The organism is Pseudomonas sp. LB3P25, assembly GCF_054897985.1.
Genome location: NZ_CM142711.1, coordinates 3,846,252 through 3,862,395 on the forward strand (window position 1 = coordinate 3,846,252; position 16,144 = coordinate 3,862,395).

At 60.5% G+C, this 16,144-nt stretch carries 16 protein-coding genes; 9 read left to right on the top strand and 7 right to left on the bottom strand.

Annotated features, from left to right (window positions below):
- The first annotated feature begins 165 nt into the window (after window positions 1–165).
- The 9 genes from argH (at window position 166) to ACYZTW_RS17480 (ending at window position 9,830) form a co-directional block, all read left to right on the top strand.
- Window positions 166–1,593 (top strand): argininosuccinate lyase, encoded by a 1,428-nt coding sequence (gene argH, locus ACYZTW_RS17440; RefSeq protein ID WP_462001055.1) that lies wholly within the window; start codon window positions 166–168, stop codon window positions 1,591–1,593.
- 151 nt (window positions 1,594–1,744) lie between these two features.
- Window positions 1,745–2,623, top strand: a complete 879-nt coding sequence (locus tag ACYZTW_RS17445) for an amino acid ABC transporter permease (protein WP_462001056.1) — start codon at window positions 1,745–1,747, stop codon at window positions 2,621–2,623.
- Between the two features lie 10 nt (window positions 2,624–2,633).
- Entirely contained in the window at window positions 2,634–3,398 is a 765-nt protein-coding gene (locus ACYZTW_RS17450; protein WP_462001057.1) for an amino acid ABC transporter ATP-binding protein, read from the top strand.
- Between the two features lie 53 nt (window positions 3,399–3,451).
- Entirely contained in the window at window positions 3,452–4,276 is an 825-nt protein-coding gene (locus tag ACYZTW_RS17455; RefSeq protein ID WP_462001058.1) for an ABC transporter substrate-binding protein, read from the top strand.
- A 152-nt stretch (window positions 4,277–4,428) separates the two neighbouring features.
- Window positions 4,429–5,277, top strand: a complete 849-nt coding sequence (locus ACYZTW_RS17460) for a polysaccharide deacetylase family protein (protein ID WP_462001059.1) — start codon at window positions 4,429–4,431, stop codon at window positions 5,275–5,277.
- Window positions 5,270–6,157: a polysaccharide deacetylase family protein gene (locus ACYZTW_RS17465; protein WP_462001060.1), complete on the top strand. Its 888-nt coding sequence runs from the start codon at window positions 5,270–5,272 to the stop codon at window positions 6,155–6,157. The genes ACYZTW_RS17460 and ACYZTW_RS17465 overlap by 8 nt, the downstream gene beginning before the upstream one ends.
- Window positions 6,154–7,518 (top strand): MmgE/PrpD family protein, encoded by a 1,365-nt coding sequence (locus ACYZTW_RS17470; protein ID WP_462001061.1) that lies wholly within the window; start codon window positions 6,154–6,156, stop codon window positions 7,516–7,518. Before ACYZTW_RS17465 ends, ACYZTW_RS17470 begins: the two co-directional genes overlap by 4 nt.
- A gap of 267 nt (window positions 7,519–7,785) precedes the next feature.
- Window positions 7,786–8,964: an MFS transporter gene (locus tag ACYZTW_RS17475; protein ID WP_462001062.1), complete on the top strand. Its 1,179-nt coding sequence runs from the start codon at window positions 7,786–7,788 to the stop codon at window positions 8,962–8,964.
- A 158-nt stretch (window positions 8,965–9,122) separates the two neighbouring features.
- Window positions 9,123–9,830, top strand: a complete 708-nt coding sequence (locus tag ACYZTW_RS17480; protein ID WP_462001063.1) for an HPP family protein — start codon at window positions 9,123–9,125, stop codon at window positions 9,828–9,830.
- Between the two features lie 132 nt (window positions 9,831–9,962).
- Here ACYZTW_RS17480 and astA read toward each other — a convergent pair whose 3' ends face one another.
- The 7 genes from astA to ACYZTW_RS17515 all read right to left on the bottom strand — a co-directional run bounded on the left by astA (window position 9,963) and on the right by ACYZTW_RS17515 (window position 15,866).
- Entirely contained in the window at window positions 9,963–10,997 is a 1,035-nt protein-coding gene (gene astA / locus ACYZTW_RS17485; protein ID WP_462001064.1) for an arginine N-succinyltransferase, read from the bottom strand.
- The gene (gene ctlX / locus ACYZTW_RS17490) at window positions 10,994–11,932 is read right to left on the bottom strand and encodes a citrulline utilization hydrolase CtlX (protein WP_462001065.1); all 939 of its coding nucleotides are present in this window, start codon (window positions 11,930–11,932) and stop codon (window positions 10,994–10,996) included. The genes astA and ctlX overlap by 4 nt, the downstream gene beginning before the upstream one ends.
- A 335-nt stretch (window positions 11,933–12,267) precedes the next feature.
- Window positions 12,268–12,747, bottom strand: coding sequence for an Lrp/AsnC family transcriptional regulator (locus ACYZTW_RS17495; RefSeq protein WP_007974731.1), 480 nt, complete (start codon window positions 12,745–12,747; stop codon window positions 12,268–12,270).
- A gap of 12 nt (window positions 12,748–12,759) precedes the next feature.
- A complete protein-coding gene (locus tag ACYZTW_RS17500) occupies window positions 12,760–13,521 on the bottom strand; it encodes an ABC transporter ATP-binding protein (RefSeq protein WP_462001066.1) in 762 nt (253 codons plus the stop codon).
- Between the two features lie 56 nt (window positions 13,522–13,577).
- Window positions 13,578–14,288, bottom strand: a complete 711-nt coding sequence (locus tag ACYZTW_RS17505; protein ID WP_462001067.1) for an ABC transporter permease — start codon at window positions 14,286–14,288, stop codon at window positions 13,578–13,580.
- Complete coding sequence (locus tag ACYZTW_RS17510) at window positions 14,285–15,010, bottom strand: ABC transporter permease (RefSeq protein ID WP_462001068.1); 726 nt, start codon at window positions 15,008–15,010, stop codon at window positions 14,285–14,287. Before ACYZTW_RS17510 ends, ACYZTW_RS17505 begins: the two co-directional genes overlap by 4 nt.
- A gap of 76 nt (window positions 15,011–15,086) precedes the next feature.
- Window positions 15,087–15,866: a transporter substrate-binding domain-containing protein gene (locus ACYZTW_RS17515; protein WP_462001069.1), complete on the bottom strand. Its 780-nt coding sequence runs from the start codon at window positions 15,864–15,866 to the stop codon at window positions 15,087–15,089.
- Window positions 15,867–16,144 lie beyond the last annotated feature (278 nt).

Sequence of the window (16,144 nt, forward strand, 5' to 3'; positions counted from 1 at the left end):
ACTGATTCCGAACTACTAAAAGCTGACACTTCGATCAGCTCTCGCAACGATGCAACTGCCCCTATTGAAAACTGCTTTGGCCTAACCACGCCCAATTGAATTGCGGCGAGAGTTTCAGGCCCGGCACACCGATTTCAGTTCGCTATACCGACGAGGAAAACAACAATGTCTCAAACCACCGACCGTCTCTGGGGTGCTCGCTTCAAAAGCGGCCCGTCCGAAGCCCTGGCGGCCTTGTCCCGTTGCCCCGAGCGCTACTTTCGCCTTACCCCGTACGACCTCGCCGGTTCCAAGGCGCATGCCCGTGAATTGCAGCGCGCCGGGCTGTTGAGCGAACAAGAAACCCTGACCATGCTCGACGCCCTTGAGCGCATCGGTAATGACTTCCGCGCCGGCAGCATCGCCCCGACCCTGGACGACGAAGACGTCCACACCTTCATTGAGCGCCTACTGACCGAACGCCTCGGCGCCCTCGGTGGCAAGCTGCGCGCCGGCCGTTCACGCAACGACCAGACCGCCAACGACCTGCGCCTGTTCCTGCGTGATCACGTGCGCACCCTGGCCGTTGAAGTGCTGGCCCTGCAACAGGCGCTGGTGGATCAGGCCGAGCAACATATTGAAAGCATCTGCCCGGGCTTCACTCATCTGCAACAGGCCCAGCCGATCGTCTTCGCCCACCACTTGTTGGCCCACGCCCAATCCATGCTGCGTGACGTGCAACGCCTGGTGGACTGGGACAATCGCACCTCGCTGTCGCCACTCGGTGCGGCCGCCATGGCCGGCTCCGCCATCGCGCGCCTGCCTCAGCAGTCGGCCAAGGAAATGGGTTACAGCGGCGTGTGTGAAAACTCCATCGACGCCGTGGCCAGCCGCGATCATGTTGCCGAGTTCCTGTTTATCGCCAGCATGCTCGGGATCAACATTTCCCGCCTCGCCGAAGAGTTCTGCCTGTGGTCGTCGCGGCAATTTCGCTGGGTCGCGCTGGATGATGCCTACGCCACCGGCAGCTCGATCATGCCGCAGAAGAAAAACCCGGACATCGCTGAACTGGCCCGGGGCAAGGCGGGTCGCTTGATCGGCAACCTGACCGGTCTGCTCTCCACGCTCAAGTCCCTGCCACTGTCGTACAACCGCGACTTGAGCGAAGACAAAAACGGCGTGCTCGACAGCGTCGATACCCTGTTGCTGGTGCTACCCGCCATGGCCGGGATGGTCGCGACCATGAAGGTTAACGTTGAAGAGTTGCGTCGTCAGGCGCCACTGGGCTTCACCCTCGCCACCGAAGTCGCCGACTGGCTGGCCATGCGCGGCGTGCCGTTCAAGGAAGCTCACGAAATCACCGGCGCGCTGGTCCAGGCCTGCGAGAAACACGACATCGAATTGTGGGAAGCGTCCCCGGCACTGTTGGCCGAGATTGATCCGCGCCTGACCGCGGAAGTGCGCGACAGCCTGACCCTCGAAGCCGCCATTGCCGCCCGCAGTGGCTGGGGCGGCACCGCGCCGCAACAGGTACGCGAGCAGATCGGCCGCTTGAAAACGGCCCTCGCCGCGCAGCAGCAATGGACCGAGAACTATCAGGGTTTCCGCCTCTGAAGCAGGACGCAAAACCTGTGGGAGCGAGCCTGCTCGCGAAAGCGGTGGGTCAGTCAACATCAAGGTTGAATGAAAAACCGCATTCGCGAGCAGGCTCGCTCCCACAGGGGATTGTGGTTGGCCTGAATTACCAAGTGTACGGAGAAACAACATGAGCCAGACTCAGGCAGAACGACTCCAGGCGGAGCGCAAACTGGCGGAAAACCAGTTCGATATCACCCAGTACCACCATGTGCCACGGCGCTACTACGGGCGGATTTTCTTCGCCACCGTCATCGTCATCGCAATTCTCGGACTGGTGCGGGCCTTCGCCGAAGGCAAGATCGAGTGGTCCTACATCGGTCAGTTCCTCACTTCCCAGGCGATCATGTGGGGCTTGTTCAACACCGTCGTCATGGCGGTGCTGGCCATGGCGCTGGGCATTGTTTTCGGGGTAATCACGGCGATCATGCGCATGTCGGCCAACCCGATCCTGCGCTACGTGGCGGTGACCTACACCTGGCTGTTTCGCGGCACGCCGCTGATTCTGCAACTGCTGTTGTGGTTCAACCTGGCGCTGATTTTCCCCACCATCGGCATCCCCGGCCTGTTCGAAATGGACACCGTGAGCCTGATGACGCCCTTCGTGGCCGCCCTCCTCGGCTTGAGCATCAACCAGGGCGCCTACACCGCCGAAGTGGTGCGTGCCGGCCTGCTGTCGGTGGACACCGGGCAGTACGAAGCCGCCAAGTCGATCGGCATGCCGCGCCTGCAAGCGCTGCGCCGGATCATCCTGCCCCAGGCCATGCGGGTCATCATTCCGCCGGTCGGTAACGAGTTCATCGGCATGGTGAAAATGACCTCGCTGGCGAGCGTCATTCAGTACTCGGAACTGCTCTACAACGCCCAGAACATCTACTACGCCAACGCCCGGGTCATGGAGCTTCTGATCGTCGCCGGTATCTGGTACCTGGCCACGGTCACCGTCCTGTCCTTCGGTCAAAGCCGTCTGGAGCGTCGTTTCGCTCGCGGCGCCGGCAAGCGTTCTTGAGGAGCCCCACATGAGAAGCATCGTCAAGGCCGTGAGCCTGAACAAGTACTACGACCATTTCCACGCACTCAAGGACGTCAACATCGAAGTCGAGCAAGGCGAAGTGCTGTGCATCATCGGGCCGTCCGGCTCCGGCAAAAGCACCTTGCTGCGTTGCATCAACCAGCTGGAAAAGATCGACAAGGGCGGCCTCTGGGTCGACGGCGAGCTGGTGGGCTACCGGATCGTCGGCAACAAACTGCACGAGCTCAACGAGTCGCAGATCGCCCGTCAACGCCTGTCCACCGGCATGGTGTTCCAGCGTTTCAACCTGTTCCCGCACATGACTGTGCTGCAAAACATCATCGAAGGGCCGTGCCAGGTGCTCAAGCGTTCGCCCAAAGAGGCGCACGAAGAAGCCGTGGAATTGCTCGCTCGCGTCGGCCTGGCCGACAAGCGCAACAGCTACCCGATCGAACTCTCGGGCGGTCAGCAACAACGGGTAGCCATTGCCCGTGCACTGGCCATGCGGCCCAAGCTGATGCTGTTCGATGAACCCACTTCGGCACTCGACCCGGAACTGGTCGGTGAGGTGCTGTCGGTGATGCGCGACCTCGCGCAAACCGGCATGACCATGATCGTCGTCACCCATGAACTGGGCTTCGCTCGCGAAGTCTCCAACCGCATGGTGTTCATGGACGGCGGGCAGATCGTGGAGGCTGGAAGCCCCGAAGAAATACTAATAAGTCCGCAAAACCCGCGCACCCAAAGCTTCATTTCTGCCGTTCGAACCTAAGGGCCGTGCTTGGAAAACAAGAGCCGCCTCACAACACTCATAAGAGAACGACCATGAAGAACATAGTTATCCCAGCAGTCCTCGCAAGCGTTATGGCCTCCGGCTTCACCATGGCCGCCGAATTGCCGGCGAGCATTAAGGCCAAAGGCGAGATCGTCGTTGCGATCATGCCGAACTATCCGCCGATGGATTTCAAGGACCCGGCCACCAACACCCTCACCGGTCTCGACTACGACCTGGGCAACGCCCTCGCTGAACGTCTGGGCGTGAAGATCAAATGGCAGGAAACCGGCTTCGAACAAATGATCAACGCCCTGACCACCGACCGCGTGGACATGGTGCTGTCGGGCATGACCGACACCGCCGAACGGCAGGCCAGCGTGACCTTCGTCGACTACTTCACCAGCGGTCCGCAGTTCTACACCTTGCAGAAAAACAAGGATTTCAACGAAATCACTGACCTGTGCGGCAAGAAAGTCGGCACCAGCCGACGCACCACGTTCCCGGCGGAAATCGCCGAGTGGAGCAAGGCCAACTGCGAAGCCGCGGGCAAGCCTGCGATCAACGTGATCGGCACCGAAGGTTCGGCGGACGCCCGTGCGCAACTGCGTCAGAGCCGTATCGACGCGGCCATGCAGGGCAGCGAAACCCTGCCGTACCTCAAGACCCAGGAAAAGGACATGTACAAAACCGTGGGCCTGCCGATCTCCGAGCAGTTCTCGGGCATGGGCGTCAGCAAGAAAAAACCTGAGCTGAGTGAAGCGGTGAAGGTCGCGTTGCAGAGCATGGTGGATGACGGCAGCTACCAGACCATCCTGAAGAAATGGGATCTGGAGTTGGGTGCGATCAAGACGGTGACCATCAACGCCGGCAAATAATCAACGGGCGACCCGGTTTCAAATGTGGGAGCGAGCCTGCTCGCGATAGCAGTCTGACTGGCGACATCGATGTTGAAGGTGCCGCCGTCATCGCCAGCAGGCTCGCTCCCACAGGTTTTGCGTTATGCCAATAAATCTGCGGAGCACCACGAATGTCCTCCTCGCTACCACCCACCTGGCCCGACCAGCACAAAGCCTGCCTCGCCCTGGCCTTCGACCTCGACGGCCCGACCGGCGATGCCATGCTCAACGGCTCGATCTGGCGCAAGCCCGAGTACTTCGGTTTCGGCAGTTACGGCCCCTACCGGGCCTTGCCACGCATCCTCGATGTGCTTGATGAATTCCGGATCCCGACGACGTTCTTCGTCCCGGCCTGGGTCGTGGAGAACTGGCCGAAACAGTGCCAGGCGATTGTCGAGCGCGGGCATGAAGTGGCCTACCACGGCTACAAACACGAATCCTTTTACGCCCTGACGCTGGAACAGCAAAAGGACGTGATGAAGAAATCCCGCGAGGTGTTCTGGAAACACCTGAACATCCGCGCCGAAGGTTTCCGCACCCCGTCTGGCGATTGGCGAGCCGAAACCCCGGCGATGCTGGTGGAAGCCGGCGTGACCTACTCCAGCAGCATGCGCGGCGATGACCGGCCGTACCTAGTGAAAGTGCCGGGCTTTGATACGCCGCTGGTGGAAATCCCCGGCCGCTGGGAAATGGACGACTACGCCTCCCTCGCCTACACCCGCGCGCCAGACTTTCCTTCCGGGCTCGACCGCACCGCCAGTTACGCGCTGACCCTCGATAACTGGTGCCGCGAGTACGACGGTGCCATGAACGAAGGGTTGTGCCTGACCACCCTCTTCCACCCCAAGATCACCGGCAAACCGGGACGCATCCTGCTGCTGGAAAAACTCTTCGAACACATGCGCCAGCGCGATGACGTGTGGTTCGCCACGTGCCGCGATGTCGCCCAGTGGTGGCTGAAGGAGCATCACCATGGCTGATTCCACTGTCTGGCCCAAAGGCTACCGCTGCGCCGTAGTGCTGACCGTCGATTACAACGACATCCACGGCATCCTCACCCAAGCCCCGGACGTCGCCGGGCGCGACAAGACCCTGTCGGTCTGGCGCTATGGCACCCAACGCGGCGTTGACCGTTTGCTCGGTTTGTTCGAAGAACTGGGGGTTTCCAGCAGCTGGTTTGTGCCCGGTATCGTCGCCGAGGAAAACCCCGGGCACATTCGGGCAATCCAGGCCGCTGGGCATGAGATTGCCTGCGCAGGTTATCGCCACCAGAACTATGACAACCTGAGTCTGACCGAGCAAAACGCCGAGATTGCCAAAGGCTGTGAGGCGTTAAGCGCGCTGACGGGCCAGCGCCCGATGGGGTTTCGCCTCCCGGCCGGCAACGGTGCGCCGGGCTTCATCGAGGCGTTGAAGGATCACGGCATGCGCTGGTCCTCATCCTGGCGCGGTGATGATTTGCCGTTCGCTCACCCGACCGCGCCCGACGTCATCGAACTGCCGTTGCACTACGAACTGGAAGACGAACCCTACTTCGCCTTCAACCTCAGCCCGGCCGTGCCGCCGGCGCAATCGCGGATCGCCTCTTACAGCCACACCCTGGGCAATCTGCAAATGGACTTCGCCGGGTTTCACCGGTTCGGCTTGTGTTATGTGCTGCGGCTGCACCCGGAGATCATTGCTACGCCTGGGCGGATTGGCGTGCTGCGTGAGTTGCTTGAGGGGATTCAACAGCACGATGACGTGTGGATCGCCACGGGCGCCGACGTCGCTCAATGGTGGGCTGAATCGGCGCCGCCGGTGACCGAGAACCATCCGGCGGCCGTGTATGAGCGGCATTATCGGGATTACCTTTTATGAGTGAGCGGATGCAGCGACTGGCGCAGCTCTGCGTCGAAACCCGATTCGAAGACTTGCCGCCGGCACTGGTGGCACAAGCCAAGCGGCACATACTCGACACCTTCGGCGCGACCCTGGCCGGGGCTGGCAGCGACGTAGCGAAACAGGCTCGTCAGGTCTTCGACGGCGAAGTCGGGAACACGCTGATCTGGGGCACCGATCAGCGTACCGGTGCGGCTCAGGCCGCCATGCTCAATGGTGTCGCCGCCCATGCCCTGGAACTGGACGACACCGGTGGCTGCGACCATTCCGGCGCGGTGGTGCTACCGGCAGTCATGGCGGCGGTGTCGATGTCTGGAAAACCGGTGAATGGCCGGGAATTGATCACTGCCGTGGTGATCGGCTACGAAATCGGTCGCCGGGTGCTCGAAGCCTGCGGCAGTTATTCGGCCCACAACGGCGCCGGCTGGCATTCCACCGCCACCTGCGGCGTGTTCGGCGCAGCGGCGGCCAGTGCACGAATTCTCGGGCTGGACATCGAGCAAACCGTCTCGGCGTTGGGCATTGCCGGCAGTTTCAGTGGGGGGTTGTGGGCGTTTATCCACGACGGTTCGCAAAGTAAAAAGCTTCACAGTGGTCGTGCCGCTGAAGGCGGACTGCTGGCGGCGCGATTTGCCCAACAAGGCATCACCGGGCCGACCCGATTATTCGATGATGTCTGGGGCGGTTTTCTGAAAACCCTGGCCGGTGTGAACGCACAACCTGACGCGCTGGATGCGGATCTGGGCGTCGTATGGAAACTCGCTCGCTGTTCGATCAAACCTTATGCCGCGTGCCGAGGAACGCATTCAGCAATCGATGCGCTGGGCCTGTTACTGGATCAACTGCAGGTCAGCACGGATCAGGTCGAGGATGTCCGGGTTTCGTTGTGCGGGTTTCTTCAGGACATGTGCGGCGGGCGCGACGTCAGCACGTTGGCGGCGGCGCAGATGAGCCTGCCGTATGCCCTCGCTTCCCGGCTGCTCCAGGGTCATTGCCGGTTGGAAGCTTATGACGATGAACAACGAGGCGATCCACGGATTGCTCACTGGATGTCGCGCGTCCACCTTGAAGTGGATCCGCAACTGTCAGAGGATGGCGAGCCCGTCATCAGCGTGCGGACCGTGGACGGTCGGCAGGCGAGCCTGTGTGTCGACCCGCCGTTGGGTGCTCCGCGTAATCCGTTGAGTGATGCGGCGCTGGAGGAGAAGTTTTTCAGTTTGGCGGTGCGGGTGATGCCGCGACAGCAAGCGGCAGAACTGCTTGAGCAGTTGTGGCGGGTTGAAGAGTTGGGGTCGGTTGATGGATTAAATGTATGGCTGAGGAATGAGGTTGATCACTAAAACCACCCCTCACCCCAGCCCTCCCGAAACGTCGGACCGCCCCATAGGGGAGAGGGGGAAAGGGAGCCGATCTTCATGCCTTTCAAGGCCTGAGTTCGACTCGATGCCGCAAATATCTGAGCTTTCAAAACTTGAGCTCGACTCGGAATTTCAGGTCGATGTACTTCGAAAGAACACCTCGGTCAGTCCCCTCGCCCCTCTGGGGAGAGGGTTAGGGTGAGGGGTGGATCCCAAGCCAAACACCAAAATAAGGACATCCGCACCACCGTGGCCACTTACTCACTCGTTATCCGCCGGTTGATGATCGTTTCGCTGACCATCGTCGTCAGCCGCGCCATTACCAGCCCGCTGCTGACGTTGTTCCTGAGCAACAAACTCGGCCTCAACCAACAGGACGTTGGCTTGCTGCTGGGCATCGCGGTGTTCATCGCCACGTTGCTCGCGCTCTACGGCGGTTACATCATCGACCGCCTCGAAAAGCGCCGACTGCTGATCCTCGCGATGCTCTCCAGCGCCATCGGCTTTGTGCTGCTGACCTTCGCCGACAACCTCTACCTGACCACCGCCACCCTGGTGATCACCGAAACTGCCTCGGCGCTGTTCCTGATCGGCTCGAAGGCGATCCTCAGTGAAAACCTGCCCATGGGCCAGCGCGCCAAGGCGTTTTCCCTGCGCTACACCTTGACCAACATCGGCTACGCCACCGGCCCGATGCTCGGTGTGGTGATTGCCGGCGTGTACCCGATTGCACCGTTCCTGATAGCCGGCGGCATCGCGTTCTTCAGTATTTTCCTGATGATCGGGATACCGAAGGACTCGGCCCAGGCACCCGTGATTGGCCAGCCCGCGAGTTTTCTCAAGACGCTGGTCACCCTGAAGAACGACCGCACGCTGATCATGTTCACCTGCGGCTGCCTGCTCAGTACCGTGGTCCACGGCCGTTTCACTCTGTACCTGTCGCAATACCTGCTGGTGACCCACGATTCCAAACGGGCACTGGAAACCATGGCCGCCCTGCTCGCCTGCAATGCGATCAGCGTGATCCTGCTGCAATACCAGATCGGCCGATTCCTCAAACGCGAACAATTGCGTTACTGGATCGCGGGCGGTACCAGTCTGTTCATCGTCGGGTTGATCGGATTCAGCCTGGCCGACAGCCTTGTGAGCTGGTGCGTCGCAATGTTCATCTTCACCCTCGGTGAAATGATCATTTACCCCGCCGAATTTCTCTTCGTCGACACCCTGGCCCCGGAAGAACTGCGCGGCAGCTATTACGGCGCGCAAAACCTCGCGGCCCTCGGCGGCGCCCTGAGCCCGGTGATTTGCGGTTTCCTGCTGATGCACACCCCCGCGCCAACGATGTTTTATGCCTTGAGCACGCTGACCGCCATGGGCGGTTTTCTGTGTTTCATGAGTGGTCGCCGGGTGGCCTTACAGCAAAATTAATGCACTAAAGCTGCATTAATATGAATTTGTCAGCATCAGGAATCGACGGCACACTGTGCCCGTTCCTCCCCCAATAGTTGGAACAACTTCAAGGGCTTTCTGGGTATCCCAGCTAAGCCTTTTTTTTGCCTCGTTTTTTTCAACGGATCGTCTGCCTCATGTTTGCTCGCTGGTTTCCCGCCGCCATCAACACTCGCCCCTCCGAATGGAGCCGCGCCGCCATCGGCATGTCCCTGGGCACGATGTTCAGTGTTTGGCTGTGCAGCCAGGTATTCGGTATGCAAGTGGCGCAGCATCTGATCGGTCCGCTGGGCGCATCGGCCGTGTTGCTGTTCGCAGTGTCTTCCGGCGCCCTCGCCCAACCCTGGTCGATTCTTGGCGGCTACCTCAGCGCCGGGGTGGTTTCGCTGCTGGTCGCTCACGTGCTCGGACGAACCCTCGGCAGCGCTTGCCTGGCGGCCGGCATGGCGCTGATTCTGATGTGCTGGCTGCGTTGCCTGCACCCACCGGCCGGGGCGCTGGCACTGCTTTTGGTGTTGGCAGACCCAGCGACCATTGCCCTGGACTGGAAAGCCCTCGGCCCGGTGATGCTCAGCGGATCGACCATGCTGCTCAGCGCCCTGGCCTACAACAACCTGACGCGCATTCGTTACCCAAAACGCGCCAGCGAACCGGCGTCCAGGGTGCCGGCCGACCACCCGCCCACCGACAGCCAGGCGATCACCGCCCAGGACCTGAAACTGGCCCTGGCGGACATGGAAGCCTTCTTCGACGTCACTCCCGAAGACCTGGAACAGTTGATCCATGCCAGTGAGTTGCATGCCAAACGGCGCAGTATTGGTGAAGTACTCAGCAATAGAACCTGAAGAAACACAGATCCCCTGTGGGAGCGAGCCTGCTCGCGAAGGCGGTGTGTCATTCAACATCAATATTGACTGACAGGGCCCCTTCGCGAGCAGGCTCGCTCCCACAGGTTCAGCGCCAACCCAAAAATCTGTTTAGGCTGCTGACTGTTGCCGCACCGGCACCGCCAGACTCACCGCACGCACCGATGATCCGGCACTCAACCCAAGGCTTTTCGCAGTCTCTGCATCGACAATCAACGTACCCGCGGCCACCCGCGCCGGCGCCGCGGTAATCCGGCACTCGGCAAATTGACGGTTATGAATCAGGTACGTCGCCGCCTGTTCACCCGGTGTGCCGATGCTCAGTTGCAGCACCTGGCTGTCGCGCACCGCGCGGATATCCCCAGTGGCACATTCGATCAGCGGGCCGCCGTCGAAGATGTCGATGTAGTCGCGGTGCTCGAATCCTTCGGCATTGAGCATGCCCAGCGCCGGTTCGGTGTTGGGGTGAACCCGACCGATGACGGTTCGCGCCGCTTCTGGCAACAGGCAGGTTGGCAGCGGAAACTTGGGCATCAGTTCGGCGATGAACGTTTTGTTGCCCAGGCCGGTCAGGTAGTCGGCATCGGCAAAATCCATTTTAAAGAAGTGCCGCCCCAGACCTTCCCAGAACGGTGAAACACCCTCTGCGTCCGAGTAGCCGCGCATTTCGGCAATGACCTTTTCACCGAAGTGCTGACGAAACTCCGCCAGAAACAGGAACCGTGCCTTGGACAGCAAACGCCCGTTCAGACCGCTGCGGTGATCGGCATGCAGAAACAGCGAACACAGCTCCGAATGGCCGGTCATGTCGTTACCGAGGAACAATGTCGGCAACTGCTGATTGATCCCGAGGTTTTTCGAAGCCGCCACAAACAGGCCCAGTCGATAGTTGTACCAGGGCTCGCGCAGGCCGACGGCACCGGCCAGTGCGCAGATACCGATGGCTTCATGCTGGTCATTCTCGAGCACAAACAGGTAATCGGCATCGGCGCGTTCGGCCTCGCCGGCGAAGGTTTTCGCCGCCCACTCCAGACGCTGACGCAGACGCCCCGCGTCGGCCGGCAAGGTGGTCAAACCGGTCCCGGCGCTATGGGCCAGGGCTAACAGTGCCGGCAGGTCTGCCGGTGTGGCTGGACGAACGATCATTGCACGTGCTCCTGGGTAACCTGACGTTTGGACAGAAAGACCTCGGCCAGCATGCAGCGCGCGCTGCCGCCGCCGATGCGCTCGATGGTGTCGATATTCACGGGGAGTGGCGTGGTGTGGGTTTCGATCAAGCGACGCTGAGCGGCATCCAGCGATTGCCAGGCCGTGCGCGACATCACCAGCAAGGGTTCGCCCGCGGCGTTGTGGACCTCCAGCATGTTGCCGGCGAAGGATTCCAGCTGCTCCCAGCTCAGGGCGATGACCTTCTTGCCGCTGTCTTCCAGGCGTTTACGCAGGGCCAGGCGTTCGGCCGGGTGCGTGACCGACGCCAGGCAAGCCACGGCCAGGCGCGTGCCGACACTCATCATTACGTTGGTGTGGTAAATCGCGACGCCCTGGCGGTCCACCGCGTTGAAGGCGCACAACTCGTAACCAAGGTGGCTGACCACCTGATCCAGAGCGCGGGCATGGGTGCGGGTGGAATACCCGGCGAAGCAAATCCGTTGCTGACGATCCAGCACCATGCTGCCAGTGCCTTCGAGGAACACTTCCTGCTGTTCGAGACTGGAAAGGTCCAGCAATTGTTCCACCCGGTACTCATCCCGCAGCCAGTCGAGCACGCCTTTGTCCCGCTCCAGACGCCGGTTGTGGCCCTGCATCGGGTACAGCACCAATGTGCCGTCGGGATGGCTGCTCCACCAGTTGTTGGGGAAGATCGAATCCGGGGTATGCGGCGCTTCGCGGTCGTTGTGCACCATGACTTCGACGCCGTGGTTACGCAGCGCGGCAACGTAGCCATCGAACTCTTGCAGGGCCTTTTGCTGAACGTCTTCGCTGACGTCGGCCGGCTGCTGGAAACGGTTGTTCGCCGCCGTGTCCTGATTGAAGGAGAAACGTGTCGGGCGAATCATCAAAACGGTATTGGTGGTTTGCATGGGCACAGATTCAATGAGGGTTAAGAGGTACTCATTGTCTGTTTCGGCGCCGGGAAAACCCGGTTGATAAGGGGGGTTGGTTGTGATGGAAACGGCTGAAGATTCTGAATCGCTCAGCCGATTCGGCGAAGGTCTGTAGCAGCTGTCGAGCCTGCGAGGCTGTGGTGAGGGGATTTATCCCCGTTCGGCGGCGAAGCCGTCGTAATCCATTGGACGCGGTGTGGCTGGAAAAACAGGGGCCGCTTCGCAGCCCAACGGGGCGGTGCGACGTTTCGCTAAATCCCCTCACCACAGCCTCGCAGGCTCGACAGCTGCTACCAGGGCCGGGGGCAGTTTTATTCCATCGTGGTCTTGACCATCGCCAATTCCGGATGACTTACCAACTTGTCGATGTGCAAATCCGGGTCATCGAACCAGACTTCGGTCAGCACCCGGTAATGCTCCATGTCCCGGCAACGCATGCGCAAGCTGTAGTCGAACGCACCGCTGATCAACCGACATTCCAGCACCTGCGGGCAGGCGCGGACCTTGGCTTCGAACGCCTTTTGCGCCGCCCGCCCACTCTGGTTGGACAACGCAACCAACACCAGCAACGACAAGCCTGGTGTCAGTTTCTTTTCATCGAGAATCGCGCCATACCCACGAATGACCCCGAGCTGTTCGAGCTTGCGCACCCGTTCCAGGCACGGCCTGGGCGTCAGGTGCACACGCTCGGAAAGCTTTTGATAAGTGATGCGCCCTTCGTGGCGCAGCACTTCGATGATTGCCTGATCGATACGATCAAGCACGATCGACAGATCGCGGATATCCGCCATGTACGTCTTGCCTCACTTCAAACGACCCGATAGAAATTGCTGCAAACGTTCACTTTTTGGCTGGTCGAGGATCGTTGCGTCACCCTGCTCCTCGACCTTTCCCTGATGCAAGAACAACACCTGGCTGGAAACCTGCCGGGCAAACCCCATCTCATGAGTCACCATCAACATGGTACGGCCTTCTTCGGCCAGTGCCTGAATGACCTTCAACACCTCACCCACCAATTCCGGATCGAGTGCCGAGGTCGGCTCATCGAACAACAGAATCTCCGGTTCCACCGCCAGGGCACGCGCGATTGCCACCCGCTGTTGCTGTCCACCGGACAGAAACGCCGGGTATTGATCGGCCACTCGTTGCGGCAAACCGACCTTGTCCAGATAAGCCCGCGCACTCGCTTCGGCGGCCTTGCAGCTGATCCCCAGCACCCGACATGGCGCCAGCACGATGTTCTCCAGCACCGTCAGATGGCTCCACAGATTGAAATGCTGGAACACCATCGCCAGGCGCGTGCGCAAACGCTGCAATTGCGCCGGATGAGCGACGCGCATGCCACCGGCACCCGGGCGCGTGATGACGCGCTCGCCGTCCAGTTCAATGGCGCCTTCGTCCGCGCGCTCCAGAAAGTTGATGCAGCGCAGCATCGTGCTTTTACCCGAACCGCTGGCGCCGATCATGCTCACCACATCGCCTGCCCGTGCGTTCAACGAGACGCCCTTGAGCACTTCGTTGTCACCAAAACGTTTATACAGATTTTCAACCGTGAGTTTGTACATGTCAGCACTCCTGGAGCGGCGCGCCTGGCGGCACCGCTCTGGATAAAAAATGGGGTTCAGTGAGTCGGGCCGAGAAAACTCAGCCAGCGCTTCTCTGCCAGGCGGAAGGCTGCGACCAGGCCGAACGACAGCGTGAGGTACAGCAGCCCGGCAATGCCGAAGGCCTGGAAGGTCATGAAGGTCGCGGCATTGGCGTCCCGAGCGATTTTGAGGATGTCCGGAATGGTGGCGGTGAACGCCACTGAAGTCGCGTGCAACATCAGGATCACTTCGTTGCTGTAATACGGCAGTGCCCGGCGCAATGCCGAAGGCAGAATCAGCCGCAGGTACAGGCGCCAGCCACTCAAGCCATACGCATGGGCGGCCTCGATTTCACCGTAGGGAATGCTGCGAATCGCCCCGGCGAAGATTTCCACGGTGTAGGCGCAGGTGTTGAGCGTGAACGCGAGCAAGGTGCAATTCATCGCATCGCGGAAAAATGCTTCGAGCAACGGCTGCGAGCGCACCACGGCGATGCCATAGATCCCGCTGTAGCAAATCAGCAACTGGATATACAGCGGTGTACCGCGAAACACATAAGTGAAGAGCTGAACCGGCCAGCGCAGCAATCCCCAGCGCGAGGTGCGCATGATCGCCAATGGCAACGACAGGAAGAACCCCATCACAATGCTCGCCACCAGCAGCCACAAGGTCATGGCCAACCCGGTGAGGCTGTAGCCGTCGCTGAACAGAAAGGGTTTCCAGTATTCGGCAATCAACTCGATCATCGTGCCATCCCCCGCACACCCTGGTTATAGCGCCGTTCCAGCATGCGCAAAACGTAGTTGGACGCGCTGGTGATCAGCAAATACAACGCCGCTGCCAGCAGCAGGAAATCGAGCATGTTGAAGGTGCTTTTACCGGCTTCCTGCGCAACCTTGACCAGGTCCGACAAACCGATGATCGACACCAGCGCCGTGGCCTTGAGCAGGACCAGCCAGTTATTGCCGAGGCTCGGCAAGGCGAAACGCATCATTTGCGGGAACACCACGAAGCGAAACCGCTGCCAGCGATTCAGACCAAAGCACGCGGCGGCTTCCTGCTGGCCGCGCGGCACGCTCAGAATCGCCCCGCGAAAGGTCTCGGTGAAATACGCACCGTAGATAAACCCAAGGGTGATGACGCCGGCCACGAACGGGTCGATTTCCATGTAAGGCCAGCCCATGGCCTCGGTCAGGCTGCTCAGCCAGCCTTGCAGGCTGTAGAAAATCAGCAGCATCAGCACCAGGTCCGGCACACCGCGAATCAGCGTCGTGTAGAAGGTCGCCGGCAGGTTCAACAGCTTCAGCGGCGACAGTTTCGCCGCCGCGCCGAGCAGGCCCAGCGCCATGCTCACCAGCAGCGAGAGCGCTGACAATTTCAGAGTGACCCAGGTGCCGTGCAGCAACAAAGGGCCATAGCCTTGCAGGGCCGAGAGATCGACCCCGATCAGATTCAGGAAGGAGTTCACGTCAGTCACCTGTCTTGAGGCGCCCGCGCTCAAACGCTGCGCCTGTTACCAGAACGCAGCCTTCGGGGCGCGAGGATCAGTAGTTGTAGAGGTCCAGATCGCCGAAGTGTTTCTGCTGGATCTGCGCGTAGATACCCTTGTCATGCAGGGCCTTGATGGCGGCATTGAGCATGCCTTTGAGTTCTTCGTTGTCCTTGCGCACGCCGATGGCGATGTCGGAGGGGACCAACGGGTCGCTGATGCCTTCACTGTTCTTGAAGTCAGCCCCTTGCGGTGAGGTCAAAAAGCTCATTTGCGCCTGCATCTTGTCCTGGATGGAGGCGTCGAGGCGACCAAATACCAGGTCGGCGTAGACCTGATCCTGATTCTGATAGGCACGCAGTTTCACGCCGCCGGGTGCCAGTTTGGCCTTGGCGTAGGTTTCCTGAATCGTGCCCTGCATGTAACCGATGGTTTTGCCCTGCAGCGACTCGGCGGTGGGCATCAGCCCGGAATCCTTGCGGGTGACGATAGCGGTCGGCCCGGCATACAGGCGATCGGTGAAGTCGATCTGCTTTTTACGCGCGTCGGTCACCGTCATCGACGATTCGATGGCATCGAACTTACCGGCCTTGAGCGCCGGAATCAGCCCGTCGAAGTCATTGCTGACCCACACGCATTTCACCTTCAATTCGGCGCAGATCGCGTTGCCCAAATCCACGCCAAAGCCCTGCACGCCGCCATCGGCGGTGGTGGATTCAAAAGGCGGGTAGCTCGGGTTGACGCCGAATCGCAGCTCTTTCCATTCCTTGGCGCTGGCGCCAGTGGAGCAGCACAGCAATGCGAGTACCGACAAGCTCAGCCAATGAGTCTTCATCTTCTTGAATCCCGATTTGATTGGAGTTATCGCGGCCAGGCTAACCAGGCCACCTTTATGGGCAGGAACAGAGAGTCGATGCGGCTAACACCGCAACAGCGTTCTTATTGTTTTGCACGGTGGGCCGCACTCAGCGGCACCCGGCCTGAAACCCTCGGCACAGACGGCTTCAAACCCGAGGCCAGAATGCCAACAGATGATCGGGTGCAGGTGTCGTACTGGCCGGTGTAGACACCCGGATTGCGCTGATAAGGCTGTTTTGACAGCCGAATCTGTCG

Bases quoted from the DNA above. Each gene is read 5' to 3' on its own strand.
- argH (WP_462001055.1), top strand. From the start codon at position 166: ATGTCTCAAACCACCGACCGTCTCTGGGGTGCTCGCTTCAAAAGCGGC.
- ACYZTW_RS17445 (WP_462001056.1), top strand. From the start codon at position 1,745: ATGAGCCAGACTCAGGCAGAACGACTCCAGGCGGAGCGCAAACTGGCG.
- ACYZTW_RS17450 (WP_462001057.1), top strand. From the start codon at position 2,634: ATGAGAAGCATCGTCAAGGCCGTGAGCCTGAACAAGTACTACGACCAT.
- ACYZTW_RS17455 (WP_462001058.1), top strand. From the start codon at position 3,452: ATGAAGAACATAGTTATCCCAGCAGTCCTCGCAAGCGTTATGGCCTCC.
- ACYZTW_RS17460 (WP_462001059.1), top strand. From the start codon at position 4,429: ATGTCCTCCTCGCTACCACCCACCTGGCCCGACCAGCACAAAGCCTGC.
- ACYZTW_RS17465 (WP_462001060.1), top strand. From the start codon at position 5,270: ATGGCTGATTCCACTGTCTGGCCCAAAGGCTACCGCTGCGCCGTAGTG.
- ACYZTW_RS17470 (WP_462001061.1), top strand. From the start codon at position 6,154: ATGAGTGAGCGGATGCAGCGACTGGCGCAGCTCTGCGTCGAAACCCGA.
- ACYZTW_RS17480 (WP_462001063.1), top strand. From the start codon at position 9,123: ATGTTTGCTCGCTGGTTTCCCGCCGCCATCAACACTCGCCCCTCCGAA.
- astA (WP_462001064.1), bottom strand. From the start codon at position 10,997: ATGATCGTTCGTCCAGCCACACCGGCAGACCTGCCGGCACTGTTAGCC.
- ctlX (WP_462001065.1), bottom strand. From the start codon at position 11,932: ATGCAAACCACCAATACCGTTTTGATGATTCGCCCGACACGTTTCTCC.
- ACYZTW_RS17495 (WP_007974731.1), bottom strand. From the start codon at position 12,747: ATGGCGGATATCCGCGATCTGTCGATCGTGCTTGATCGTATCGATCAG.
- ACYZTW_RS17500 (WP_462001066.1), bottom strand. From the start codon at position 13,521: ATGTACAAACTCACGGTTGAAAATCTGTATAAACGTTTTGGTGACAAC.
- ACYZTW_RS17505 (WP_462001067.1), bottom strand. From the start codon at position 14,288: ATGATCGAGTTGATTGCCGAATACTGGAAACCCTTTCTGTTCAGCGAC.
- ACYZTW_RS17515 (WP_462001069.1), bottom strand. From the start codon at position 15,866: ATGAAGACTCATTGGCTGAGCTTGTCGGTACTCGCATTGCTGTGCTGC.